20 protein-coding genes are annotated in these 24,749 nt (G+C 39.8%); 9 read left to right on the top strand and 11 right to left on the bottom strand.

Annotated features, from left to right (window positions below):
- Positions 1-311: 311 nt before the first annotated feature.
- Both ACWIB3_RS02005 and ACWIB3_RS02000 read right to left on the bottom strand, forming a co-directional pair.
- Positions 312-902, bottom strand: a complete 591-nt coding sequence (locus ACWIB3_RS02005; protein ID WP_093100770.1) for an RNA polymerase sigma factor — start codon at positions 900-902, stop codon at positions 312-314.
- A gap of 235 nt (positions 903-1,137) precedes the next feature.
- The gene (locus ACWIB3_RS02000) at positions 1,138-2,409 is read right to left on the bottom strand and encodes a serine hydroxymethyltransferase (protein WP_185211137.1); all 1,272 of its coding nucleotides are present in this window, start codon (positions 2,407-2,409) and stop codon (positions 1,138-1,140) included.
- Positions 2,410-2,765: 356 nt separating this feature from the next.
- Here ACWIB3_RS02000 and ACWIB3_RS01995 point away from each other — a divergent pair, with 356 nt between their 5' ends.
- Complete coding sequence (locus ACWIB3_RS01995; RefSeq protein ID WP_185211139.1) at positions 2,766-3,119, top strand: HesB/IscA family protein; 354 nt, start codon at positions 2,766-2,768, stop codon at positions 3,117-3,119.
- 297 nt (positions 3,120-3,416) lie between these two features.
- On the opposite strand, the gene ACWIB3_RS01990 is transcribed toward ACWIB3_RS01995, so the two are convergent.
- Complete coding sequence (locus ACWIB3_RS01990) at positions 3,417-3,686, bottom strand: hypothetical protein (protein ID WP_454290742.1); 270 nt, start codon at positions 3,684-3,686, stop codon at positions 3,417-3,419.
- Positions 3,687-4,567: 881 nt separating this feature from the next.
- Here ACWIB3_RS01990 and ileS point away from each other — a divergent pair.
- Genes ileS through ACWIB3_RS01960 form a run of 6 tightly spaced genes read left to right on the top strand, consistent with a single transcriptional unit; the run spans position 4,568 to position 11,532 of the window.
- The gene (ileS, locus tag ACWIB3_RS01985; RefSeq protein WP_454290824.1) at positions 4,568-7,981 is read left to right on the top strand and encodes an isoleucine--tRNA ligase; all 3,414 of its coding nucleotides are present in this window, start codon (positions 4,568-4,570) and stop codon (positions 7,979-7,981) included.
- Positions 7,982-7,984: 3 nt separating this feature from the next.
- Positions 7,985-8,368, top strand: a complete 384-nt coding sequence (locus tag ACWIB3_RS01980) for a TraR/DksA family transcriptional regulator (RefSeq protein ID WP_093100778.1) — start codon at positions 7,985-7,987, stop codon at positions 8,366-8,368.
- A 57-nt stretch (positions 8,369-8,425) separates the two neighbouring features.
- A complete protein-coding gene (locus ACWIB3_RS01975) occupies positions 8,426-9,076 on the top strand; it encodes a lipoprotein signal peptidase (protein ID WP_185211141.1) in 651 nt (216 codons plus the stop codon).
- A gap of 58 nt (positions 9,077-9,134) precedes the next feature.
- Positions 9,135-10,085 carry a M20/M25/M40 family metallo-hydrolase gene (locus ACWIB3_RS01970; protein WP_454290741.1) on the top strand — a complete coding sequence of 317 codons (951 nt, stop codon included), beginning with the start codon at positions 9,135-9,137 and terminating at the stop codon, positions 10,083-10,085.
- Positions 10,073-11,002, top strand: coding sequence for an SDR family oxidoreductase (locus tag ACWIB3_RS01965; RefSeq protein WP_454290740.1), 930 nt, complete (start codon positions 10,073-10,075; stop codon positions 11,000-11,002). Before ACWIB3_RS01970 ends, ACWIB3_RS01965 begins: the two co-directional genes overlap by 13 nt.
- 2 nt (positions 11,003-11,004) lie before the next feature.
- The gene (locus ACWIB3_RS01960) at positions 11,005-11,532 is read left to right on the top strand and encodes an acyl-CoA thioesterase (RefSeq protein ID WP_185211147.1); all 528 of its coding nucleotides are present in this window, start codon (positions 11,005-11,007) and stop codon (positions 11,530-11,532) included.
- A gap of 201 nt (positions 11,533-11,733) precedes the next feature.
- Here ACWIB3_RS01960 and ACWIB3_RS01955 read toward each other — a convergent pair whose 3' ends face one another.
- From ACWIB3_RS01955 to ACWIB3_RS01930, 6 genes are all read right to left on the bottom strand, one after another.
- Positions 11,734-14,943 carry a histidine kinase gene (locus tag ACWIB3_RS01955; RefSeq protein WP_454290739.1) on the bottom strand — a complete coding sequence of 1,070 codons (3,210 nt, stop codon included), beginning with the start codon at positions 14,941-14,943 and terminating at the stop codon, positions 11,734-11,736.
- 5 nt (positions 14,944-14,948) lie between these two features.
- The gene (locus tag ACWIB3_RS01950; protein ID WP_185211150.1) at positions 14,949-15,686 is read right to left on the bottom strand and encodes a LytR/AlgR family response regulator transcription factor; all 738 of its coding nucleotides are present in this window, start codon (positions 15,684-15,686) and stop codon (positions 14,949-14,951) included.
- 159 nt (positions 15,687-15,845) lie between these two features.
- Positions 15,846-16,256: an EVE domain-containing protein gene (locus tag ACWIB3_RS01945; RefSeq protein WP_185211152.1), complete on the bottom strand. Its 411-nt coding sequence runs from the start codon at positions 16,254-16,256 to the stop codon at positions 15,846-15,848.
- 49 nt (positions 16,257-16,305) lie between these two features.
- Entirely contained in the window at positions 16,306-16,656 is a 351-nt protein-coding gene (gene gldC, locus ACWIB3_RS01940; protein WP_185211155.1) for a gliding motility protein GldC, read from the bottom strand.
- Positions 16,657-16,658: 2 nt separating this feature from the next.
- Positions 16,659-16,901: a hypothetical protein gene (locus ACWIB3_RS01935; protein ID WP_185211156.1), complete on the bottom strand. Its 243-nt coding sequence runs from the start codon at positions 16,899-16,901 to the stop codon at positions 16,659-16,661.
- Positions 16,898-18,259, bottom strand: coding sequence for a DEAD/DEAH box helicase (locus ACWIB3_RS01930; protein WP_409529762.1), 1,362 nt, complete (start codon positions 18,257-18,259; stop codon positions 16,898-16,900). Before ACWIB3_RS01930 ends, ACWIB3_RS01935 begins: the two co-directional genes overlap by 4 nt.
- A gap of 81 nt (positions 18,260-18,340) precedes the next feature.
- Between ACWIB3_RS01930 and ACWIB3_RS01925 the strand changes: the two genes are divergently transcribed.
- Positions 18,341-20,479, top strand: a complete 2,139-nt coding sequence (locus ACWIB3_RS01925; RefSeq protein ID WP_185215966.1) for a S46 family peptidase — start codon at positions 18,341-18,343, stop codon at positions 20,477-20,479.
- A 127-nt stretch (positions 20,480-20,606) separates the two neighbouring features.
- Positions 20,607-20,786 (top strand): histone H1, encoded by a 180-nt coding sequence (locus ACWIB3_RS01920; protein WP_185211160.1) that lies wholly within the window; start codon positions 20,607-20,609, stop codon positions 20,784-20,786.
- A gap of 305 nt (positions 20,787-21,091) precedes the next feature.
- Here the strand turns inward: ACWIB3_RS01920 and ACWIB3_RS01915 are convergent, their stop codons facing one another.
- Positions 21,092-21,877 carry a GLPGLI family protein gene (locus ACWIB3_RS01915; protein ID WP_185211162.1) on the bottom strand — a complete coding sequence of 262 codons (786 nt, stop codon included), beginning with the start codon at positions 21,875-21,877 and terminating at the stop codon, positions 21,092-21,094.
- 8 nt (positions 21,878-21,885) lie between these two features.
- Positions 21,886-24,672 carry an outer membrane beta-barrel protein gene (locus ACWIB3_RS01910; RefSeq protein WP_185215965.1) on the bottom strand — a complete coding sequence of 929 codons (2,787 nt, stop codon included), beginning with the start codon at positions 24,670-24,672 and terminating at the stop codon, positions 21,886-21,888.
- Between the last annotated feature and the right edge of the window lie 77 nt (positions 24,673-24,749).

The following is a 24,749-nucleotide window of genomic DNA, read 5'->3' as shown; positions in this document are numbered from 1 at the left end:
ATCCTATCAAATCTAATTCCAATAGATCTTTTACCACAAAGAAAGAAAAAATTACCGCGAAAACAAGTCGAAATGTACACAAAGAGGACAAAGTGACAGAAAACTTACCCAAGAGTTAAATAAAAATCAACTTCCGACCTTTAAAAATCTGAAGGATTTCTCTAAACCTTATTCGAGTCTTATTCGAGACACATTGCTGAAATTCGGAATGTGTCTCGAATAAAACCTAGTCAAAACCCAGAAGGCGATGACAAAAAATAGGCCTGCAATTTTTGCAGGCCTATTTGAAATTTATCTTGATCCTATTTATATTATCCTAATTGAAACATCATATTGTTTTCCTCGATCATCTTTCTCAAGTTGCTCAATGCATAACGCATTCTCCCCAAGGCCGTATTGATACTTACCTCTGTAATGTCCGCGATATCTTTAAAACTCATATCACAGAAAAGACGCATGATCAGCACTTCTTTTTGGTCGTCAGGAAGCAATTGGATGATTTTCTTAAGATCCACATCCCGTTGATCTTTTACCATTTTCATTTCCACGCTATCGTCCGAGAACTGCAAGATTTCAAAGATATCGAAACCATCGTTATTGACTACGTTAGGTGCTCTTTTTTCTTTTCTGAAATGGTCGATAACCATGTTATGGGCAATACGCATGACCCAAGGCAAGAACTTACCTTCATCATTGTAACGACCAGCTTTTAGGGTATTGATAACTTTGATAAAAGTCTCTTGGAAAATATCTTCAGCTAAGTATTGATCTTTAACCTGATGGTAGATCGATGTATAGATTTTCGTTTTATAACGTTCTAACAGTACTTGCAAGGCTCTTTCTTCGCCTTTAACATACGCTTGTACCAGTTCCTGGTCACTTTTCTTATTCAATAGTTTCATAATTATGCCTCCACAAATGATGTAAGAGTTTTCTATGTCTTTGTAATATTTTAGTTTAAGCGTAGTAGTGTTTCGATAAGCGATTTGTTTAATGTTATTAGTTCAAAGAGAATTAAAATTTCCGATTAATCAAAAAATGGATTGGTATTTTAACATTTCTTCACATTAAATCCTAATAACAAAAATGGCTCCAAAGTTATCCTTTAGAGCCATCTGAATGTTATATTTTACTCAATTACTTATATAAAGGAAATTGAGCCATCATTTCTCTTACTTTTCCGTGGATACGATCTAGCGCAGCATTGTCTGAACGATTGTTCAATGCCTCGTCGATCAACTCACCGATTTGAATGATTTCGTTTTCTTTGATTCCACGAGTTGTGATTGCTGCAGTACCGAAACGTACACCTGATGTAACGAATGGTGAGCGAGAATCAAAAGGAACCATGTTTTTATTGGTTGTGATACCTGCTAAGCCTAAAACAGCTTCTGCATCTTTACCAGAGATATCTTTGTTTCTAAGGTCTACCAACATTAAGTGGTTGTCTGTACCTCCAGAGATAATTTTATAGTCTCTTTCTACAAAGAACTGAGCTAAGGCAGCAGCATTTGTTTTAACTTGTTTAATGTATGTCAAGTAATCATCAGAAAGCGCTTCACCGTAAGCAATTGCTTTAGCAGCAATGGTGTGTTCCAAAGGACCACCTTGCGTTCCAGGGAATACCGCTAGATCCAATAATTGGGTGATCGTACGTGTTTCTCCTTTAGGCGTTTTGATGCCCCATGGGTTTTCGAAATCCTTACCTACCATGATCATACCACCACGAGGACCACGAAGTGTCTTGTGAGTCGTAGTCGTTACGATATGACAGTGAGGGATTGGATCGTTCAATAGACCGCGAGCGATCAAACCAGCAGGGTGAGAAACGTCAGCGACAACTAGAGCACCGATTTCGTCAGCAACCTTACGGATACGGGCATAATCCCAGTCACGAGAATATGCAGACGCACCACAGATAATCACTTTTGGTTTTTCACGACGAGCAGTTTCTTCTAATTGTTCGTAGTCGATTAGACCAGTATCTTCTTTTACACCGTAGAATAATGGTTGATAAAGTTTACCAGAGAAGTTTGCTGGAGAACCATGAGTCAAGTGACCACCATGGCTAAGATCGAATCCTAGGATTTTATCGCCAGGTTTTAAGATGGCAAGGAAAACAGCAGCATTGGCTTGTGCGCCAGAGTGAGGCTGTACGTTCACCCATTCAGCGCCAAACAATTCTTTTGCACGGTCGATGGCAATTGTTTCAATTTTATCCACAACTTCACAACCTCCATAGTAACGTTTTCCTGGAAGTCCTTCTGCGTATTTGTTGGTCAAAACAGAACCAGCGGCTTCCATAACCTGCTTGCTCACAAAGTTTTCTGAAGCGATAAGCTCAATACCTTCTTCTTGGCGTTTTAGCTCCTCGGCAATTAGATTAAAAATGGATTGATCTCTTTCCATATTGATATTTTTTATTGGGGGGTATTAAAATTTCAAATTTGTTGCAAATATAGATAATTACAAAGAAATGGGCTTATAATTACCTAAATTTCTCCAATGATTTTTAAGGATTGCCATTTTGTTAAGTTTTTTCTCAATTGAATAACGGACTGTTGAACCTCCCAATCATAAAACGACCACATGTTAGCGATAGTATTCCTGAGCCTCCCTATTCGATGAATAAGCAATTTTTCTACTGCCATATGCCCTTCATTCCCCTTCTGGTCTCTGTTTGCCGATTGTCATAATAAGGTTGCTTACTAAAAGGAAAGCGAAAAATATGTATTTTTGTAGCTGTAAATTCAGAGGAAATTAATATGGCTTCAGATAATTTGACAGCTGTAGCTCCGGTAACTTTTACCGAAGGTGCACTAAACGAACTAAACAAACTGATCGACCAACAAGAAATCGGTGCTGATTTTGGATTGCGCATTGGCGTAGAGGGTGGAGGTTGTTCAGGGATGAGCTACATTTTGGGATTCGACCAAATCAAGGATGGCGATACAGAATATAACATTCAGGGCATGCGTGTCTTTATGAACAAAGCTCATGGGCTATATTTAGCAGGAATGGAGATCGACTTTAAAAACGGTCTAGATGCTCGCGGATTTACATTCAATAATCCAAACGCAACAAGCACTTGTGGTTGCGGAAGCAGCTTCTCTGCATAAATAAAAAATATTGCCGTTAAAAGGTTTCGCCTTGTACATCGACAGTCAGTATTGAAATATCGCTAGCGAGAATACCCAAAAATCTGTTGTTTAATTTTTACACGCCTGCGCAGCAAAACTATTCAAACTGTCTATTTTGGCGAAGCCTTTTTTAATGCCTCTTCCACTTAGCATTATGATGCCCTAAAGGAATAAAATACCTACAGAATTTTCTTGGATCAACAACCAACAACCTTCGGTTTCCGCCTTCTAGTCGTCCTGACGAAGGAAGAATCTCGGAATTCAGCAAACCCATATTTATTTAAATAACAACAAAAACAGTATTGCCTCATAAGCTGCATTGGCGAACAGGTCCTGCAACTGCGGTTTCCGCCTTCCAGTCATTCTGACGAAGGAAGAATCTCGGAATACTGCAATCCCATAATTATTAAAAAACAACATAAAAAGTATTGCCTCAAAGTTTGCATTGGCGTACAGGTCCTGCAACTGCGGTTTCCGCCTTCCAGTCATTCTGACGAAGGAAGAATCTCGGAATACTGCAATCCCATAATTATTAAAAAACAACATAAAAAGTATTGCCTCAAAGTTTGCATTGGCGTACAGGTCCTTTACCTTCGGTAAAGAATGACAGGGTCGTAGATTGGAAAACCGTACAGATTCCTCACTGATCGTTCAGAATAAAAATGTGCTAATGAGGGATTCAGAGTGAAGCGAAGAATCTATTGTTTTTTTTATGAGGATGTTGGTCATTGCGAATCGTAAGATGAGCAAACTGTTTTTTGTTTTAAACCCATAAAGAGGAATTATTGAAAAACATTTCACCCACCCTTTGGGTTCGCCTTTTCTAACCTTCAAATTCTACAAATATGTCACCCACGCTGGGCAATGTCATTAAGTTAAGGTTTTATAGGGAATACTGAGGTTCATCCTATTATCTCCCCATACATATCTCTAAAATCAAAACATTATCTTTTGCATTGGCGTACAGGTCCTTTACCTTCGGTAAAGAATGACAGGGTCGTAGATGGGAAAACCGTACAGATTCCTCACTGATCGTTCAGAATAAAAATGTGCTAATGAGGGATTCAGAGTGAAGCAAAGAATCTATTGTTTTTTTTATGAGGATATTGATCATTGCGAATCGTAAGATGAGTAGCCTGTTTTTTTTTGTTTTAAACCCATAAAGAGGAATTGTTGAAAAACATTTCACCCACCCTTTGGGTTCGCCTTTTCAAACATCCAATTTCTACAAATATGTCACCCCTGCTGGGGTTCAAAAATAATCTTGGCCTATCCTCCCATCCATTCCATCCTGGTTCATTCCATAATCTTGGCCTATCCTCCCATCCATTCCATCCTGGTTCAAATCCCCCAATCCCAGCTATCTATAATTTGTGCAAATTTTTCACTAAATTAGCCACCTTTAAAAATCAGAATTAGATTACGTGATGTACAAGGAATATAAGCAGTTAAATCTTTCAGAAATAGGCAAAGAAGTATTGAAACGTTGGGAGACTGACGACATCTTTGCGAAGAGTATCTCCAACCGTCCAGCCAGCAAACCCTACACTTTCTACGAGGGACCTCCATCAGCGAATGGAATGCCTGGTATCCACCATGTTATGGCGAGGACGATCAAGGATATTTTTTGCCGTTATAAGACTTTGAAAGGTTATCAGGTTAAACGTAAAGGTGGTTGGGATACCCATGGTTTGCCGATTGAATTAGCTGTTGAAAAGACTTTAGGTATCACTAAAGAAGATATCGGTAAGAAAATTTCCGTGAAGGACTATAATGATGCCTGCCGTAAGGAAGTCATGAAATATACGGATGTATGGAACGACCTGACCCAGAAAATGGGCTATTGGGTAGACCTGGAACATCCTTATATCACTTACCAAAATGAATATATCGAGACCCTATGGTTCTTATTGAAGGATCTTTACAAAAAAGGATTGCTTTATAAGGGCTATACGATCCAACCATACTCTCCTGCTGCGGGAACGGGATTGAGTTCGCATGAATTGAACCAACCTGGAACCTATAAGGACGTTAAGGACACTACGATTGTTGCTGAATTCCGTTTGGATAAACAACAGATCCACCCAATGATGGATCGTTTGGTGGAAAACCAAGATGAGGACGTGGCTTTCTTGGCCTGGACGACCACACCTTGGACCTTACCTGGAAACAGCGCCTTGACAGTGGGTAAAAATATTGACTATGTCAAAGTGAAAACCTTCAACCAATACACTGGAACGGCTGTTTCGGTGATCTTGGCAAAAAACCTGATATCAAAGCACTTTAAAGCAGATGGTCAGCAGGTTTCCTTCCAAGACTATAAATTTGGTGATAAGGTTATCCCTTGGGAAATCGTAGAGGAATTTAAAGGAGCAGAAATCGAAGGCTTGCGCTATCATCAATTGATGCCTTATGTGACTTCTGAAGAGCTAAGGGAAAAAGCATTCCGTGTCATCTTAGGGGACTTTGTGACCACTGAAGACGGTACTGGTATCGTGCATACTTCACCAACCTATGGTGCAGATGACTTTAGGGTAGCTCGTGAGAATGGTATTCCATCCATCATGGTTCTTGATGAAAACGGAAAAGAAGTGCCAACCGTGGACAAGACCGGTAAATTCGTAAAAGAAATCACCGATTTTGCTGGCCGTTTTGTAAAAGAAGAATATTATTCCAATGAAGAGCGTGCGGACAAAGATTTCCGTCCAACGGATGTATTGATCGCCATCAAACTTAAGGAAGAGAACAAAGCATTTGATGTTAAGAAATATGAGCACACCTATCCGCACTGCTGGAGAACGGACAAACCGGTACTATACTATCCATTGGATAGCTGGTTTATCAAAACAACAGCGGTAAAGGAAGAACTGGTGGCTTTGAATAAAACTATTAACTGGAAGCCAGAGGCAACAGGAACTGGGCGCTTTGGCAACTGGTTGGAAAACCTGGTTGACTGGAACCTTTCCCGTTCAAGATATTGGGGAACTCCCCTGCCTATCTGGAGAAGTGAAGACGAGAATGAGGAGATCTGCATAGGTTCAATGCCTGAACTGAAATCTTACCTGGAAGCTTCATTAAATTCAGATGTCCTGACCGAAGATGAAAAAGCAACCAACAAATCCTATCTGGATAAATTTGGAACCGATGAATTAGACCTACATAGACCTTATGTGGATGATATCATCTTGGTTTCCGATGGCGGGCAGAAATTATTCCGTGAACCGGACTTGATCGACGTATGGTTTGATTCAGGAGCAATGCCTTATGCGCAATGGGGATTGGATTACGATAAATTGGAAAAAGGTGAAGCGCTTCCATTCAAGGATGAATACTTTTCGGCTTTCCCTGCTGATTTCATCGCAGAAGGTGTTGATCAAACACGCGGTTGGTTCTTTACCTTGCATGCGATTTCAACCATGGTACGCGGATCGATTGCCTTCAAGAACGTAGTTTCGAATGGATTGGTACTGGACAAGAATGGCAACAAGATGTCCAAGCGTCTAGGAAATGGCGTGGATCCATTTGCTACGATCGACAAATATTCAGCAGATGCAACCCGTTGGTACATGATCAGCAATGCCGCACCATGGGACAACCTGAAATTTAATGTAGAAGGCTTGGATGAAGTTCGTCGTAAGTTCTTCGGCACCTTATATAATACATATGCATTCTTTGCGCTTTATGCCAATATTGACAAATTCAATTATGCAGAGCCTGAGATTCCATTAAAACACCGTCCTGAAATTGACCGTTGGATCCTTTCTTTATTGAACAGTTTGAGTAAGGAAGTTGATGGATTCTATGCAGATTATGAGCCTACCAAGGCAGCACGTGCAATCCAGAATTTTGTAGATGAGCATTTGAGCAACTGGTATGTTCGTTTATGCCGTCGCCGTTTCTGGAAAGGAGAATATTCACAAGATAAGATCTCGGCTTACCAAACCTTATATACCTGTTTGGATACCATTGCAAAATTAATAGCACCGATCTCACCATTCTTTGCAGACCAATTGTATTTGGACTTAAATGCAGCAACAGGCAAAGAAAAGTATGAGTCGGTTCACTTGGCAGACTATCCAGCTTACCATGAGGACTTGGTAGATAAAGAATTGGAAGAACGTATGGCCTTGGCCCAAGATATATCATCCTTGACCCTTTCCTTGAGAAAGAAAACTGGGATCAATGTTAGACAACCATTGAGCAAGATTTTGGTGCCTGTACTGGACAGTTCCTTCCAAGAGAAAGTAGAAAAGGTAAAAGACCTGATCCTTTCAGAAACAAATATCAAGGATATTGAATTTATTACGGACACTACCGGTATCATTAAGAAAAAGGTAAAACCTAACTTCAAAGTCCTTGGTGCTAAGGTAGGTAAGGATATGAAAGTGGTAGCCAGTGCGATCCAAAATATGGATGCTGCCCAGATCCAAGCATTAGAAAATCAAGGATCCATCCAGTTAACTGGCACGGAATATGTAATTAGCAGCGAAGATGTAGAAATCATAGCAGAGGACGTAGAAGGATGGCAAGTTGCTAATTTAGGACGTTTAACGGTAGCTTTAGACGTTAATATTTCTGCAGAGTTAAAGGAAGAAGGGATGGCAAGAGAGCTTATTAACCGCATCCAAAATCTCAGAAAAGATAAAGGATTTGAAGTTACTGACCGAATAAATGTGACCTTAAGTCAAAATACTGAAATTCAACAAGCTGTAGATAATAATTTCTCGTATATTTGTACGGAAATTTTGGCCGACAGTCTGAAATTCGATAGTGCCCTGGCAAATGGCGATGCTATCGAAATTGACGGAGAGAATTTATTGCTATCAATAGAAAAAATTTAAAGTATGGGAAACACAGAGAAAACACGGTACAGTGATGCTGAATTACAGGAATTTAAAGCAATAATTCTTGAGAAGTTGCGCATAGCGAGAGAGGAATTAACCTCTTTGACTACTTCTTTAAGTAATAGCAATGCGAATGGAACTGACGATACAGCAGGTACCTACAAGACATTAGAAGATGGCTCTGCAACATTGGAGAAGGAACAAATCAACCAATTAGCAGCTCGTCAAAAGAAATTTATCGACAATCTTGAAGCAGCCTTAGTGCGCATTGAGAACAAGACTTACGGAATCTGCAGAGAGACTGGTAAGTTGATTCAAAAAGAAAGATTGAAAGCTGTACCTCATACCACCTTGAGTATTGAGGCAAAAAACAAACAATATTAAGCAAAAGATTAAATAAATGGTCTTTGTTATCAACAGCAAAGACCATTTTTATATGCTATGAAAGGATACTCCAAGCCCGTTCTACTGATTATTATCATTTTATTGGTTGACCAAATCTCGAAGTTTTGGGTCAAATTAAACATGACCATCGGTCAGGATTTCAAAGTTTTAGGTGATAAGTTCTTGATTCACTTCATTGAAAATCCAGGCATGGCCTATGGAATGGAATTCGGTGGCGAATATGGCAAGCTTTTCCTGAGTGTGTTCCGTATCATTGCTGTAATGGGCATTGGTTATGGACTTCACTATATGGTGAAGAACAAGTATAACCGTGGCTTTATCCTGAATGTAGCCTTGATATTTGCTGGAGCGTTAGGCAATATCATTGACAGTGCCTTTTATGGATTGATCTTTAGTGAGAGTACTCCATTCTCCAAAGCAGTCCTGTTTCCGGATGGAGGTGGTTACGCCTCTTTCTTACATGGTAAGGTCGTAGACATGCTTTATTTTCCACTCATCAGTGGGACCTTCCCTACTTGGTTCCCAATCTGGGGCGGAGAGGACTTCTTGTTCTTCCGACCAGTTTTCAATATTGCCGATTCGGCGATATCCGTGGGAGTTTTCTTGATCCTGATCTTCCAAAAGCGTTATTTCAAGGAAGAACATGATGAAAAATCACATGCCAACAGTGAAATCGTAGAGGATTAAACTTTCCGATTTAACAAAGCTAATTACAACACTTTTCGCTTATTCCGTATATTTGGACATGAAAAATCTCCGAGTACTATTTTCTATTGCCCTTTGTCTGGCAATTTTAGGTTCAGCACACTTGGCAATCGCACAAGTCAACCCTAAGAATCTGAAGAAACATATCAAATATCTTTCCGCAGACAAAATGCTTGGGCGAGAAACGGGCATGAAAGGTTCTTCAAAAGCCGCAGACTACGTTGAGAAATACTTTAAAGAATATAAGTTGGAACCTAAAGGGGAAAACGGCTATCGACAAAACTTCCCTGCAAAGGTGACCAAGGTTAAGATAGAAAATGCCGAAAGAAGATCGGACAATATCATAGGTTTCCTAGATAATGCCGCTCCCTATACCATTGTTATCGGTGCTCATTATGATCACTTAGGTAAAGGTGAGATCGGAGGTTCTAAAGATTCACTTGGTGTAGGAAAAATCCATAATGGAGCGGACGACAATGCTTCCGGCGTAGCTGGATTGTTGGAGTTGGCAAGACATTATGCAACAAATGACATCAAAGAACCTTTTAATTTCTTATTTATCGGCTTTGGCGCGGAAGAATTGGGATTGATAGGCTCAAAATATTTCACCGAAAATCCAACCATTCCTTTAGCATCCATCCAATGGATGTTGAACATGGATATGATCGGCCGGTATAATCCAGATAATGGATTGGCAGTCATTGGTTATGGGACGAGTTCAGCATTCCCAAAGATCTTTGAAGGTATAAGCAGTACCATCAAATTCAATAAGAGCCGTGATGGAAATGGCGGTTCAGACCAAACATCATTTTACAGAAAGAATATTCCAGTCCTTTTCTTCCATACAGGTGGACATGATGATTACCACAAACCTACCGATGATGAAGAAAGGATAGACTACAAAGCAATGGAAGCAATCCTTAAATTGGAAATTGATGTACTGGACAATTCCATGAAACAACCTAAGATGGACTTTCAATGGACCAACTAAGTTCAAATATCAGGGTCTTGATCACGGGATCGAATGGTTTTCTGGGACAGAAATTAACAGATTTTATCTTGAAAGAGACGGACTATAGCCTATGCTGTACTTCTCATTCGGAAAACAGGAATCCCAATAATCAGGGCTATCAATTTGCACAATTGGACCTGTTGGATTCAGAAGGCCTTATCCAACTTTTAGGCTCATTTAACCCTACGCATATTGTCCATACCGCAGCCATGACCAGTGTTGAAGCTTGCGAGCAAGACCCTGAGACCTGCAACAAGCTCAATGTCGAGGTAGTCAAATTGCTTTCAGAGCAATGTAAAGCGAAGGACATCCACCTTACCTTCCTGTCTACAGATTTTGTTTTCGATGGGAAAAATGGCCCATATGATGAGCTTGCCGAAACCAATCCATGCAATGCATATGGACAGAGTAAACTGGATGCGGAACAAGCAGTACTCCATTCAGGTTGCCGTGCGGCAATTTTGAGGACCATTCTAGTTTATGGGATTATTGCTGATCGGAACCGATCAAATCTGGTCCTATGGGCAAAATCAAAACTGGAAGCCCAAGAAGCAATCAAGGTGGTCAGCGACCAATGGCGTATGCCAACCTGGGTAGATGATCTGGCGAATGCCTGTTTGCGCTGCATTGAAAGGAATGCAGAGGGCATCTACCACATTTCAAGCGACAAAATGTTCAGTGTCCTGGAAGCAGTTGAGGAATTAGCCGATTATTGGAGTTTCGACAAATCCTTGATCAGTCCTATCCAAGCCGCTGAAATTGGACAAGCCGAAAACAGACCGCGAAAAACTGGGTTTATTTTAGATAAGGCGATACGCGAACTAGGTTTTAAACCAACGCCCTTCCGCGAGTCGCTCACTTATATCAATCAACAATATACATTCTTTAGAAAATAACTATGCAAGATAAATACGCAAGGGAATCCTATACCGAAATGAACGAATTGGTACTTCCCAATGACACCAATACTTTCGGAAACCTCATGGGGGGAAGACTTCTTTATTGGATGGATATCTGTTCGGCAATGGCGGCGCAGAAACATTGCAATAACCAAGTGGTAACCGTTTCGGTAGACAATGTGTCTTTCAAACGTTCCATCAAGTTAGGTGAAGTGGTGACCATCGAGGCACAAGTAACCCGCGCTTTCAACACTTCCGTTGAAGTTAGAATGGAAATCTTTGCGCAAAACCTCCCTCAGGGCACTAAAGTTAAGTCCAATGAGGCATATTATACCTTTGTTTCCATCGACGAGTCTGATCGTCCGAAAGCTATCCCTAAATTGATCCCAGAGTCTGATAAGGAAAAGACTTTATATGACGAGGCCATGCAACGTAGGGAATTAAGGTTGTTATTGGCAGGCAAACTAAAACCAGAAAATGCCACAGAGATCAAGAATTTAGTCAATCTTTTTGAGCATAAGGGCTAAGGGGAGTTGTGATTTCTGAGTTGAACCAGGATGGAAGGGATTAGAGGATAGACCAAGATCATGGAATTAACCAGGATTCAATGGATGAGAGGATAGACCAGGATCGTGATCCATATTCCTCTTTAAAGATATTAATTTTCGGGGCGAATTGAATGCATACCCTTAGATTTCATCCCTTTTTAGGCTTAATATACAAAGCTCTTATGTATCCATTCGATCGGTCCTTGATGGCAGTGTTATGCAGACGATGGTGGTAAATACGGAATCCTCATCTCCCTGATTGATCCGTAAGGATGCAATAGGCGTCGGATAGTAGCTATTGATGATATTGATCCTTTCCTGTACACCCTTTATTCCAAAGGAGCTTTGTTTGAATGCAGATGATTTATTTTCTGCATCCTTATTAAATCCTATTCCATTATCCATTATCTGAATGATAATTTTCTGGTCCTCTTCGGCAATGGATATTCGGATCAAGCCTTTTTTAGATTTCAAATGTCGGACACCATGGTGCACGGCATTTTCAACAATGGGTTGGATCAACATAGAAGGGATTTTCTTATCCTTCTTTATCAATCCTTTTTGAATCTCAAGTTCAAAATCGAATGCATGGTTAAAGCGTTCCTGTTCCAGTTCTAGGTAAAGTTTCAATAATTGTATTTCAGAACTCAAGCCGACAATGGAATACTGAGAATTCTCCAAGACCAAGCGACTAATGCTGGCGAATTTTTGGATTAGATCACTGGCACTTTTACTATCCTTCTCTACTACATAAGCCTCAATGGAATTCAGCACATTAAAAATAAAATGAGGGTTCATTTGGGAACGGATTGCCTTTAATTCACTTTCATAGAGCTTTTGCTTAAAATCATTTTCTAATCGTTCCTGTTTCTCTTTTTCTATATCGGCGGCTTGCTCCTTGATCTTCGTTTCATTCATCATCAATTCCTGTTGGAGTTTAAGGTTGTATTCTGCCTGAAGTCGGTTAATGTTCTTATGTTCTTGTAGCCGATAGAAATAAAAGAGCGTAACAGCAGAGAGAAATAAGACCACAAACAAAAGCTTGAACCAAACCGTAGCATACCAGTGTGAAGCCAAGCTAATGTCAATTGAAGCAATCTGTGTTGACCAATTTCCAAACTGATCTCCTACCCTGACCTGAAATTGATAATCATCTCCTTCCAAATTATTATATACCGCAATCTGCTCTTCAGAACTTTCCACCCATTGGGGATCAAATCCGATCAATTGATATTGAAACCTCAGTCCTTGTTCCAAGAGTTGCTCTGCTGCAGAGAAGTTAAAGGTGAAGTTATTTTCATCTGGACCTAATTCGATTACCTTTTTGAATAGGTCTTCTGATCTATCTTGATGTTGAACGAAAAACTTATTGATCAAAGGCTTAAAATTGATCGTCTTATCTGGATGAAAAACGGGCAAATCCCCCTTGACTAACCCCCAATTAGTACACCAGAAGAGCTCATTACCTCGGACAAAAAAACTGTATGTGATGTACTCCTCAGGGGGGAATATCCCTGCAGATTCATTGAGATGGAAGAATAGCTTGGAATCTGGTTGGAAAAACATGGTGCCATCAAGCGACTTCATCCAAATAAGTCCATTTTTATCTGCTTGCATCTTGACCGAGTATAACCAGGGTTGCGTATTACTTTCTGGATATTGGATAAACTCATACTCTCTCCTATTATTTTTCTTGATTTCAGCAATTCCTGAACTGGCATTACTGAACCAAAACCGTTTGTCCTGATCCAACAGAAAGGAGAATACCGTATTGGATTGGAGGGTCTTTGGATTTTGTTTATTATGGGTGAATTGTTTGAATTGAGGGTCGAGCTTGTTTTCTAACAGGACCAATCCATAGCCATCCATTCCTAACCAAATTGAACCAAAAGCATCTTTGCCAACACAGATAACTTTTGGGTCTGGTAATCCCTCCTTTTCCGCAAACAGGTATATCTGCTTAGTATTTAAATGGTATCTATATAAGCCCGAACTCCAGGACCCTATCCATAGTATGGGTTCGTTGGCAATGGTATCCAAGATAATGCTATTGCAATCAGCTTTTCTAAAACCATAATCTTCATTTCTGATTTCCAATGGAACCAACCCTTTTTTAGGATCCTTAAATTCATAAACTCCTTGATCGATGGTTGAGATATAAATGGCCTCATCTGTTGTCATCAGGGTTCCAATCTTGAGATCTTTTAAGGAATATTTTGACAATCTAAAATCCTTATTCGCATCCAGTTCACCGAAATCAGTTTCAGTCCTGTACCAAACTTTACCTTTCCAATTGAACAATTCTACGATTGGATCGGCGTATCGATCTTCAATAAGACTATTTATTTGGTTGAGTTTGGTAGAATAATAAAACAGGCCCGAATTAGTTGCCAGCCAATAGCCATCCTTTACAATACAAAAATCAAAGATCCGTGTTGCCTTCGGTGTAATCGGCATTAATGTTTCTATAGAAATATACTCGATTTTCTTGGTTTCAGGCTTATAAGTATAGATGCCATTGGACACATGGCCAATCAGGATTTTATTTTCAGTTGGCCAAAAGGCAATGGAACTGATGCTATTATCATAAAAATTGATGCTTTTGTCCCAGCCCAGAATAGAGGAAATGGTGTTTTTGAAGCTATAATCAGCAGCGATAAGATCATGGTCATAATATCCAGCATAGATACGATCTGGACGCAATACAATACCATCTACCGCATTTTCCCCTTCATTTTCAAGATTAATCTGTTTTGCTGTATGTTTTATCGGATTATAGCATATCAAACCATCATAACGGGTCCCCATCCAGATATTCCCCAAAGAGTCCTCATCCAAGGAAAAGATGGAAAGATAATTTTTACTCACTATCCCAGGCATAGAGATCTGTTTTATTTCACCCGTTTCAGGATCTAGGGACTGGAGGTCTGTCTCTTGCCCTGAAAAATAAATCATACCCGATTTAGAAGCTAGTACATCATAAAGGTTGGATTTTACCAAGCCTTTGTTGCTCACTTTTGCCGTATACGAACTCAGGTTATTTCCTATAGGCTTATTTCGATCATAGCAGATCAGTCCATGGCTATTGCTGGTAATCCAAATTCTATTTTTCTGGTCAATAGCCATGCTACCGAGGTAATTGAGCATCACCCCGTTTGTATGTTCAAATTTCACATCGGTAAACTTCTGACCATCAAAATAGGAAAGCCCACGTTTACCACTAATCCAGATCAATCCATTGCTGTCTTGCTCAAGCCCTTCCACTTCATTGTTGGAAAGCCCTTCCTTCTCGGTAAAATGGAGAAAGTTATAGATTCGTCTTTGTCCATAGGTAATAGAACAGGTTAAGCATACAGCAAGGACAAAAGATAGAATTATCTTCAAATTCATTGGGTTTAGAAGGCTGTAAACAACCTATCCATCAATTGCTTTTTTTTATTTGGAGAGACTTCGATCTCCGAACCATCGACTAATTCTAAGGTCCCTCCTTCTCCTTTTTTATATTTTACGACGTAATCTAAATTGACAATGACACTTCTATTGACACGAAAGAGCTGCGTATTCTCCAATAACATTTCAAATTCCTTTAATGTTCTGGAAACAATGATTTTCGAGAGATTATTCAGGAAGAAGATACTGTAATTGCTCATGGCTTCGATACGGATTACATCATCCTTTTTCACCAGATGTATCCCTTCGGCAGTTGGCAATGCTAATCTTCCCATCACTGGGCGATTTTCCGTTAAGTCCACTTTTTTCAACTTTTCCCGCTGGGTGATCCGCAGTTCAAGTTTGACCATGGCTTTCTTGAGTTCCTCATTGTTTACTGGCTTTAGGAGATAATCGAGTGCATTTGCCTTCAAGGCATCCAAGGTGTAGATGTTATAGGCAGTGACAAATATGACTTCAAATTCAAATTGACCCAGTTTTTCGAGGAATTGAAATCCGTTCATAAATGGCATTTCAACATCGAGAAAAAGGACATCACATTCCATATTGGGCATTTGAAGCAAGGCTTCTTGAGGGTCATTGAATACGGCCGTTATGGACAATAGCTCCTGGAATTGTTGCAGCTTATGTTGCAATAATCCGGAACCACGAATTTCATCATCCAAAATAACTGCCTTTATCATATGTCTGTTAATTGGTTATTAATGAGTCAGCTGATATAAAGTTATTTGAAATTTTTGAATTAAACAGGAAGAATGAGCAAAGTAGGGATTTTAGTTATTGAAAGCGGAAAGATAATGAGAAAATAAAAAAACTCCCCAGTTTGGGGAGTTTCAATGTCTTTAGTCAGCATTTCCGAGTTGAACGATCCGATCAAACTCTTCAGCCTTAAGGGGCATCACGGATAGCCTACCTTGTCTGACCAATGCGATATCTTGAAGCAATGGATCTGCCTTGATTGTTTCCAAGGTAACTGGATGTTTGAAAGTTTCCACTGGAGCTAGATCCACCACTACCCAACGTTCATCTTCTGTGGTTGGATCTTGGTAGAATTCTTTCACGACTTTTGCCAAACCTACAACTTCTTTACCCTCATTGCTATGGTAATAAAGTACGAGGTCGCCTTTTTTCATCGCTTTTAGGTTGTTTCGAGCTTGATAGTTGCGTACGCCATCCCAAAAGGTCTCCCCATCTTTATTAAATTGTTCCCAACTGTATTTAAATGGTTCAGATTTCACCAAAAAGTAATTCATATCTGCATATTGATTAGCCAACGAACCTGTTGGCAGATTCCAAATTCAATTAGTTCTGTTGTTCCAAGATTTCCATTTTATCAGCGTAGTGTGCACAATAGTCACGTAAATCGCCAATAATTTTCTCAGCCATTGGATCACCACCTGAAGACCTTAGGAATGAGTCGCCTAATGTTTGCAAAGTTTCATAGAAGAAACGCTTCATTTCATCATAAGGCATATCTTTAGTCCAAAGGTCAATTCTTAATGAATTTTTATACTGGGCATCCCATAGCGCTAAGAACATAGCTTTTGCTGGTAATTCTTCTGTATTCTGCCCATCTGTAGAACTCCATTGGATGGAATCTGGAACGTTGGAATCATCTAACTCGATCTGGAGTTTGATTTCTGCTTTCTTCATATCTAAAACTGTAATTTTATTAACATTGAAATGATACCCACCACCAAAATAAAACCTATCTGCATGATCCATAAGCGTTGCGTATTCTTGGTCCATAAGCGGAACAGGATATCCACAACGATGAGCACTATAGAAAGGATAAGGAGCCAAGCCCATGAAAACAATGGCTTTTCTACCGAACCCATTTCAGATATTGCCCATACAAGGATACAAGCCAAGGTAATATTCAATGGGGTTAACTTCATCTTTTCTTGCTTGGTTTGCTATTTCCCTTTTTTACCGGCTTAGCTTTACCACGAGCCTGTCTTTTTGAATTATTTGCCTTAATGGCATATTTTTTCTCGTGGAATGCACCTTTGAAATCGGGGTTATCTTTTTTCTTCTGATTATCAATTTCCCTAGCGATATCCTGTTTCTCGTCGAAAGGTGTCTTTTCAATAACCACATCCGCAGGCAATTCCTTCACAGGAATGGTCTGTCTGATCAGTTTTTCAATTTTTGCCACATAATACTCTTCGGCTGGATTACAGAAGGTAATGGCATCACCTGTCTGGAATGCACGGCCTGTTCTGCCGATACGGTGTACATAGTCCTCGATAACGATGGGAACATCGAAATTGATCACATGGCTCACTTGCGATACATCTAATCCGCGAGCAGCAACATCCGTAGCAACCAAGATCCTAACTTCACCTTCTTTGAAGGCATTAATGGAGTTGATGCGGGTATTCTGGCCTTTGTTTGCATGGATTACGCGAACCTCCTCAGGACCATATTTACGTTCTAGGAAGGCATATATACGATCAGCAACCACCTTAGTCTTGGTAAAAACGATGATTCTACTGAAGGTTTCATCGTCTTTGAAGAAATGTTGCAATAAGTTGATCTTCGTCTTTAAGTTGGGAACATGATACAGCTCCTGGGTCACAGTTTGTGCCGGAGTTGCCTGTTCAGTTACTTCGATAACGGTTGGGAATGCCAAGAAATCACCTGCAATCTTACGCACGAGTTCACTCATGGTTGCGGAGAAAAGAAGGTTCTGTCTTTTTCTAGGGACGATTTCCAGGACACGGTGGATTTTTCCAATAAAACCCATGTCCATCATCTTGTCTGCTTCATCAAGGACCAAGAATTTAAGGCTCTTGACATTGATATCACCTTCTAAATAGAGGTCGAGGAAACGGCCTGGAGTAGCAACAATGATATCACAGCCTTTGGCAAGGAGTTCCTTTTGGGTTTTTGGTCCCAAACCACCATATAACAGAACGGTTCTTAAGTCTAAGTAAGTGGAGAATTGCTTGATATGCTCTTCAATCTGCATAGCAAGTTCTCGGGTAGGGCTTAAAATCAATGCTCTTGGGTCATTACCTTGAGCATATTTCAGCTTCATGAGCATCGGCAGCACAAATGCTGCAGTTTTTCCGGTCCCTGTCTGCGCAATCCCCATCACGTCTTGCCCCGCTAGAATCGGTGTAATCGCCTTTTCTTGGATTTCAGTCGTGGTTGTATAGCCTGCTTCGGCTATTGCATTTAGGATCTGCTTATTAAATTTAAAGTCTTCAAATGACGCCATCTTGGCAAAGATAGTTAAATCCAAGGACATGCAGTGGCCTGATTTCCTTACAAATCATTTTGATTTGCGCCTAAATTCCAGCAAATTTGTCCTACCACAAAAAAGGTTGATATGAAAAAACTAGTATTACTATGTGTGCTGACGCTCGTTGGCACTTTCTCATTTGCGGATGAGGGCATGTGGTTCTTGATGCACCTAAAGCGTCTGAACGAAGCTGACATGCAAAAAAAAGGCTTAAAACTCACAGCCGAAGAAATTTACAGCATCAATAACTCCAGCTTGAAAGATGCAATCGTGCAGTTTAATGGCGGTTGTACCGCAGAGATTGTATCAGGAAGCGGATTGGTATTCACGAACCACCACTGTGGTTATGGCGCTATCGCAGAATTATCTACTCCAGAACATGATTATCTTACCAATGGATTTTGGGCTAAAAACCATGCTGAGGAATTAAAGCCTAAATCTTTGTACGTTCGTTTCTTTGTCCGTATGGATGATGTTTCTAAACGTATCCTAGGATTGGTAAACGATAAGATGTCGGAAAAGGAACGCGAAAAAGTGATCAATCAAGAAATTGCCAAGATCCAACAAGAAAACAGCGAAAACGGTAAATATGTAGTTTCTGTTCGTCCATTCTATAATGGAAATGAATATTACTACTTCGTCTACCAAGACTTTACGGACGTCCGTTTGGTAGGGACTCCGCCAAGCAGCATCGGTAAATTTGGAGGTGATACCGACAACTGGGAATGGCCTCGCCATACAGGTGATTTCTCTATCTTCCGTGTTTATGCGGATAAAGATGGTAACCCAGCTGAATATTCAAAAGACAATGTGCCGTTGAAGCCTAAAAAATTCTTGCCAGTAAGCATCAAAGGTTTCCAAGATGGAGATTTCTCCATGATCTTAGGTTACCCAGGCCGTACAAACCGTTGGATGAATGCAGCAGGAATTGACCAAAACGTTAATTATGCGTATCCAGCATGGGTTGAAGCTTCTAAAGTAGGTATGGATGCCATGAAAAAATACATGGATAAAGACCAAGCGGTAAAATTAAACTATGCTTCTAAATATTCTGGAGTGGCAAACTACTGGAAAAATAGACAAGGGATGATCGATGCCTTGAAAAAGCATAAGACCGCAGCGGCAAAACGCAAGCAAGAGAAGAAATTCAACAAATGGGCTAACCGTCCTGAAAACAAGGAACAATATGGCAATGTCCTAGCGGTAATCAATGATTTCTACGCGAAAACAAACGATAAGGCTAGACAAGACAATTACTTGATCGGAATGTTACGTTCTTCGACTTTTGCAGCAATCCCTGCTACGTTAGGCAATGGTTTGAAACAATATGCACAAGAAAACGAAGCTAAACGCAAAGAAATGGCTCCACGCTTGGAAGCATTTATCGCGGATAACTATGAGAAAGCATATATGCCATTGGAAATTGATGTATTGGCTGATGAATTGAACCTATACGCAGCAAAAGGTGGTGAAATCGCTCCTTATGTTCGTGAAATGGCAAACAAGAACAGCGGAAACTTCCAATCGGATATCAAAACAGCTTTTGACAACAGCATTTTTGGATCACAGGCAAAATTGGCTGAATACCTTAAAAACCCTAAAGCAGAGCTGATTGATGCAGACCCTCTTTACAAACTATCATCATCTTTGATGGATAAATACCGTGAAACTTCTCCAGAGGCTGAAAAGATGAATGATGAGTTCTTGGCAGCATCCAGAAAATTCATCGCTGGAGTATTAAAAATGGATCCTAATGGCAAATACTATCCAGATGCTAACTCAACATTACGTTTGACTTATGGAACGATCAGAGCATTGCCTAAGGACAAAAGGAATGATGCCAAAGAAAATTATTACACCACATTGAAAGGTACCATTGCAAAATATAAACCAGGAGATGAGGAGTTCGATTTACCAAAAAGGTTAATGGAACTATATGAAAATAAGGATTTTGGACGTTATGCAGATAAAGCTGGCTATCTACCGGTTAACTTTTTAAGTGACCAAGACATCACCGGCGGTAACTCCGGATCACCTGTTTTAAACGGAAATGGCGAATTAATTGGCTTGGCTTTTGATGGAAACATTGAAGCAATGGCAGGAGACGTGATTTTTGATCCAAAATTGCAACGTACTATTTCGGTTGATATCCGATACGTTCTTTTCATAATTGACAAGTTTGCGGGTGCTCAAAACATCATCGACGAATTGAAAATAGTAGAGTAGATGCCACAAAAAAGGCGTTTATAACACAAAAAAACATTTTAAAATTCGCATTGTTTGCATTCCTTTTGTATATTTATGATATATTAGAGAATTAATTAAGAAAAACTAAAATTATATTAATTAAAAAATGGAAAACTACACTAAATTAAAAGAGCTAGTAGCTTCAATCGAAGCTGACGCAGAAAAATTCTTCAATAACGGAAACTCTGCTGCAGGAACACGCGTTCGTAAAGGGTTACAAGAGATCAAAACTTTAGCTCAAGAAATTCGTAACGATGTTACTTCTAAGAAAAACGAGAAGAAATAATTCGTTGAATTAAAGCATAAAAATCCCGGTCAATATTGTCCGGGATTTTTTTTTCGCCAGGATTTGGGTATTCTTTAGAACCAGGATTCAAGGGATGGGAGGATAGACCAAGATTATTATTCATATCCCAGTTGAATGGAATCACGACTCATTAGGAAGGTCAACCCTAATTTGGGATGGACATAGGTCTAAATACTAAATACTTTCTACTAAATACTCTTTCAAAGCAAAAGAGCCGGATAAATCCGGCTCTTTGCATCATCATTAATTTTGAATTGCTTAATAAATAAGATCTTAATATGATCCTATAAGAATATGGCTGCCATAATCAGGTTGAACTGTTTGTCGGTCATCCAACGGCCAAAGATTTCCTTCATGCGGTCTTTGGTCTGTTGCCTGGTCATGGTATCAGCTTTCTTCTTAAAGATATTGGAGTTAACTGTCGTCGCTTGCATTTCCACTTTTGTGGCGTAAATATTGAAATGCTGTTCTGGAACAACCAACCCTAGGATCATTCCTGGTAAGCCATGTAGGGTACTAGGCGATCCGGCAGTCGGAATCTGATCGGTGTAGAAGGCAACTACATACACAGAGTCCAATGTGACGCCGTTAGCTCGTCTACAATCGTATCCAGCAATATTTCTGTATTCATTTGTTATCTTCCACTTAACGTTCGTCAGAGAGTCCTTAATGTTGATCTGTGAGCCTCCCATTTCCATGGTCTGTAAGGATTCGTTCTTTGCTATGTTTTGATAAATCTTGGCACCGTAATCCAAAAGACCCATACGCAAAAGGTTTGCAATCATTTGCGGTTGGTCCTTCTCAATAGGCTCCACGGAGAATTCAGATCCACTAAAGGATAGTTTTTTATTTAATACTGCTGTCTCCGGTACTTTGGCCATCATTTCCTCAAAATACTTCTTGGAGAAATCTCCATCTTTCAAGGTTTGGATATGTCTACGCATCAGGTTCTTGACGTGAACAGTTTTGTCATAAGTAATGGTTCCTTGTTCAGGGAAGAAAGCATATTGTGCATTGGCGAATCCCATGCTCAGGATGGCCAAAAGTATTGTCGATAATATATATTTCATTTTCATAATTACTCAGCTCCTTTCATTGATGTGAATTCCCAAGATAGTTTCAGCATGTAATATCTTGCGATATTGTTAAAGCGCTGTTGGGTGATCGCTTGTCCTGACTGGCTTCTGCTAAATCCAACGTTTTGATTAAATACGTCATTCACGTAGAACGATGCGATCAGACTTTCATTTTTCATGAATTTCTTGGAAATACCTGGACTGAACTTCAACCTACTGAAATCTGTTGGCAATGATTTAGTTGCCGCTTCATACTCATAGTTCAACTCACCGGTCAACTGGATCTTCGCTGGCAGGTAGTAAGTAAATCTACCGTAAGAGTCGAAAGTGAAACCTTCAGAGTTCAACTCAGGGTTCAGGGTGGTTTTCAACACTCTATAACCTGGAGAGAAATTCAGGTAAAAATCAAAGCCTTTGGTTGTATTTTTTTGGAAACCGATATCCGTTCCGAAGCTGTAGCTGATGTTCTTGTTTTCTTCAAAATCCTTTGGATTATTGACATCAGAAAGGTCTTTGATCTTGTTGTAATAGTTATTTAGGTTTGCATTCAACCCTAAGTTCATCTTAATCTGCTTTTTCTTGATCAGATCGAAGAAGTACCCTCCATAAATATAACCATTGGTCATTGCCTTATCGGTATTGACATAGTAAAGATCTCTTTTCAGGGAAGGATGGATAACAACATCAGTCTGGATTGCATTTAAGGTCTGTGTCATACCGATACCGGTGTAGATATTCTTTCCTTTCAGCATATCATACCAATAATAGTTCAAGTTATAATTGTTGGAAACGGATGGTTTCAAACTTTCATTACCGAAATATTGGTTCATCTGATCTTCGTTCTGTTTCAAAGGTTGAATCTGGAACAGAGAAGGCAATGAATTGGATCTGTTGTAAGATAAATTCAATGATTTAGCCTTAGTGAAGTTATATCTGAAACGAGCTCTAGGGTTGTAAGTAAGGTAATCTCTACTCATTTCATTTCCTGCCAAGTTGTTCTTTTGGAACATATCATCATGTCTGATGTTATTGGTTAAGTTAAACTCAATTTTATCGGCTTTATAATTGAATGAAATGTTGGCTGCGTTCCTAACTGTATTGAAGTTAAAGTCATTACTGAATTCCTCATCGAAATCGGTATAGTTGCCAGAAGCATCCTTGTTGTAGGCACTATTGATCGAGTGAGCCTTCGAGTTGGTGTACTCATAACCAAAAGCCATATTGATCTTCTTGGAAAATGGCTCTGTATAAGTTGCAGCGGCCATGATCGAATTGGAGTTATTGGAATTGTCTTTAAACTGATCAACAATGGTCTCTGTTCCTTCTACAACATTTTTCAATGAAGAGTTCAACATCATGTCAGACTCCGTTTTACCTAAGTTTCCAGTGAATTTCAAGTTGATGGAACGCCCCTCTTTTGCAAATTTCCTTGTGAAGTTTGCATCATAGTTGAAGTTGTCATTTGATGAATTGATATCTTGAGAACGTTCATCTTCCGATTGCAATTCGCCGTTCTTAAAGCTCTTTCCTCTTCTCTGGGTATTATTTTCACTGTTCATTTTTGAAGCAGCAACACGCAAGGTCAGGGTTGTCAAGGAGTCAATACTTACATCGTATTTAGTGTTCAGGCGATGTCCTGTACTTTTGGAGATATCATCATTATCAGTTTCAGAGTTTGAGATACCCTCCGTCAAAGGAGTTTGGCTAATGGTATTGGTATTGATTTCATTTTCAGCCATACCATATTTATAGTTCAGGTTCAACTTATGTTTCTTTTCCTTCCAAGCATCCATAAACGAAACCCCAGCGGTCAAGGCTTTTGGTTGCCCCCTATTGGTGTTGTTCAGGAATCCACCACCACCAGAGATCATGATTCCACCATCATCCAATACAGTCATATTTCCGTTATCAACACCAAACTTCTCAGCTTCGCGCCAATCTAGATCGGTAGTTCCATCGTTGGATGTAATGCCGTATGCAGAGATCTTTTGGGAACCCTTGAATTTATTGATGGCAGCTTTACCGAGATAATATCCAGAATTATCATCTAATCCTCCGCCAGCTTCAAGCTTGCCGAACATACCGTTCTTGGCATCTTCTTTTAATTTCACGTTAATGGTTTGAACGCGGGTTCCATCGTCAACACCCGTACGTTCAGCTTCTTCAGATTTTTTCTCGAAGACCTGAACCTTATCCACCATATCCGATCGGATATTACGGGTTACCAATTTAGGATCATCTCCGAAAAACTCCTCCCCATCGACAAGCACCTTTTCAACGGTCTTTCCTTGGGCAGTAATCTTACCCGATGCATCTACTGAAATACCAGGGAGCACCTTTAGCAGGTCTTCTACCTTTGCATTCTTTTCAGTTACGAAACTGGATGCATCATATTCTACGGTATCTCCCTTAATGACAACGGGGATCTTACCAGTAATTAACACTTCTTCAATCAGGTTGGCCGCACTCTGCATAGTGACTTCACCAAGATTCTTGTCTCCAGAACCTTTGCTGATAGTTTCAAAGAAGTCACCAAACTTTGGATAGCTGATGATGACTAAATAATCCGTGGTATCAGGATTGTTGAGGGAGAATTTGCCCTCTTGATTTGCTCTCGTAAAGTCTACGAGGATGGAATCTTTCGCCTGCAAAAGCATGACGGTCGCATTGATAAGCTTCGTCTTGTCCGTTTCATCAACGACAGTACCCGTAATTTTAGTTTGGGCAAAACTTGCAAGTGAAAATAAACCGAGAAATAGGCTTAAGATTACTTTGGTTAGTGGTTTCATAAAAAAGTTAAAGTTTCAAATCAAATAAAGGCAGCACTAAATTATCACTATTGTGAGAAATAACAGAAAACTAAAAG

It is taken from the genome of Sphingobacterium sp. NPDC055431, assembly GCF_053644255.1.
The sequence above is the reverse complement of the archived record's forward strand: the minus strand, read 5'-3'. Positions and strand labels throughout refer to the sequence as shown.

What these genes read in the sequence shown, in the direction of transcription:
- ACWIB3_RS01925 (WP_185215966.1), top strand. Translation starts at nt 18,341, where the DNA reads ATGAAAAAACTAGTATTACTATGTGTGCTGACGCTCGTTGGCACTTTC.
- ACWIB3_RS01970 (WP_454290741.1), top strand. Translation starts at nt 9,135, where the DNA reads ATGAAAAATCTCCGAGTACTATTTTCTATTGCCCTTTGTCTGGCAATT.
- ACWIB3_RS01950 (WP_185211150.1), bottom strand. Translation starts at nt 15,686, where the DNA reads ATGATAAAGGCAGTTATTTTGGATGATGAAATTCGTGGTTCCGGATTA.
- ACWIB3_RS01920 (WP_185211160.1), top strand. Translation starts at nt 20,607, where the DNA reads ATGGAAAACTACACTAAATTAAAAGAGCTAGTAGCTTCAATCGAAGCT.
- ACWIB3_RS01935 (WP_185211156.1), bottom strand. Translation starts at nt 16,901, where the DNA reads ATGAAGTTAACCCCATTGAATATTACCTTGGCTTGTATCCTTGTATGG.
- ACWIB3_RS01930 (WP_409529762.1), bottom strand. Translation starts at nt 18,259, where the DNA reads ATGTCCTTGGATTTAACTATCTTTGCCAAGATGGCGTCATTTGAAGAC.
- ACWIB3_RS01910 (WP_185215965.1), bottom strand. Translation starts at nt 24,672, where the DNA reads ATGAAACCACTAACCAAAGTAATCTTAAGCCTATTTCTCGGTTTATTT.
- ACWIB3_RS01990 (WP_454290742.1), bottom strand. Translation starts at nt 3,686, where the DNA reads ATGTTGTTTTTTAATAATTATGGGATTGCAGTATTCCGAGATTCTTCC.
- ACWIB3_RS01980 (WP_093100778.1), top strand. Translation starts at nt 7,985, where the DNA reads ATGGGAAACACAGAGAAAACACGGTACAGTGATGCTGAATTACAGGAA.
- ileS (WP_454290824.1), top strand. Translation starts at nt 4,568, where the DNA reads ATGTACAAGGAATATAAGCAGTTAAATCTTTCAGAAATAGGCAAAGAA.
- ACWIB3_RS01965 (WP_454290740.1), top strand. Translation starts at nt 10,073, where the DNA reads ATGGACCAACTAAGTTCAAATATCAGGGTCTTGATCACGGGATCGAAT.
- ACWIB3_RS01945 (WP_185211152.1), bottom strand. Translation starts at nt 16,256, where the DNA reads ATGAATTACTTTTTGGTGAAATCTGAACCATTTAAATACAGTTGGGAA.
- ACWIB3_RS01960 (WP_185211147.1), top strand. Translation starts at nt 11,005, where the DNA reads ATGCAAGATAAATACGCAAGGGAATCCTATACCGAAATGAACGAATTG.
- ACWIB3_RS02005 (WP_093100770.1), bottom strand. Translation starts at nt 902, where the DNA reads ATGAAACTATTGAATAAGAAAAGTGACCAGGAACTGGTACAAGCGTAT.
- ACWIB3_RS01995 (WP_185211139.1), top strand. Translation starts at nt 2,766, where the DNA reads ATGGCTTCAGATAATTTGACAGCTGTAGCTCCGGTAACTTTTACCGAA.
- ACWIB3_RS01955 (WP_454290739.1), bottom strand. Translation starts at nt 14,943, where the DNA reads ATGAATTTGAAGATAATTCTATCTTTTGTCCTTGCTGTATGCTTAACC.
- gldC (WP_185211155.1), bottom strand. Translation starts at nt 16,656, where the DNA reads ATGAAGAAAGCAGAAATCAAACTCCAGATCGAGTTAGATGATTCCAAC.
- ACWIB3_RS01915 (WP_185211162.1), bottom strand. Translation starts at nt 21,877, where the DNA reads ATGAAATATATATTATCGACAATACTTTTGGCCATCCTGAGCATGGGA.
- ACWIB3_RS02000 (WP_185211137.1), bottom strand. Translation starts at nt 2,409, where the DNA reads ATGGAAAGAGATCAATCCATTTTTAATCTAATTGCCGAGGAGCTAAAA.
- ACWIB3_RS01975 (WP_185211141.1), top strand. Translation starts at nt 8,426, where the DNA reads ATGAAAGGATACTCCAAGCCCGTTCTACTGATTATTATCATTTTATTG.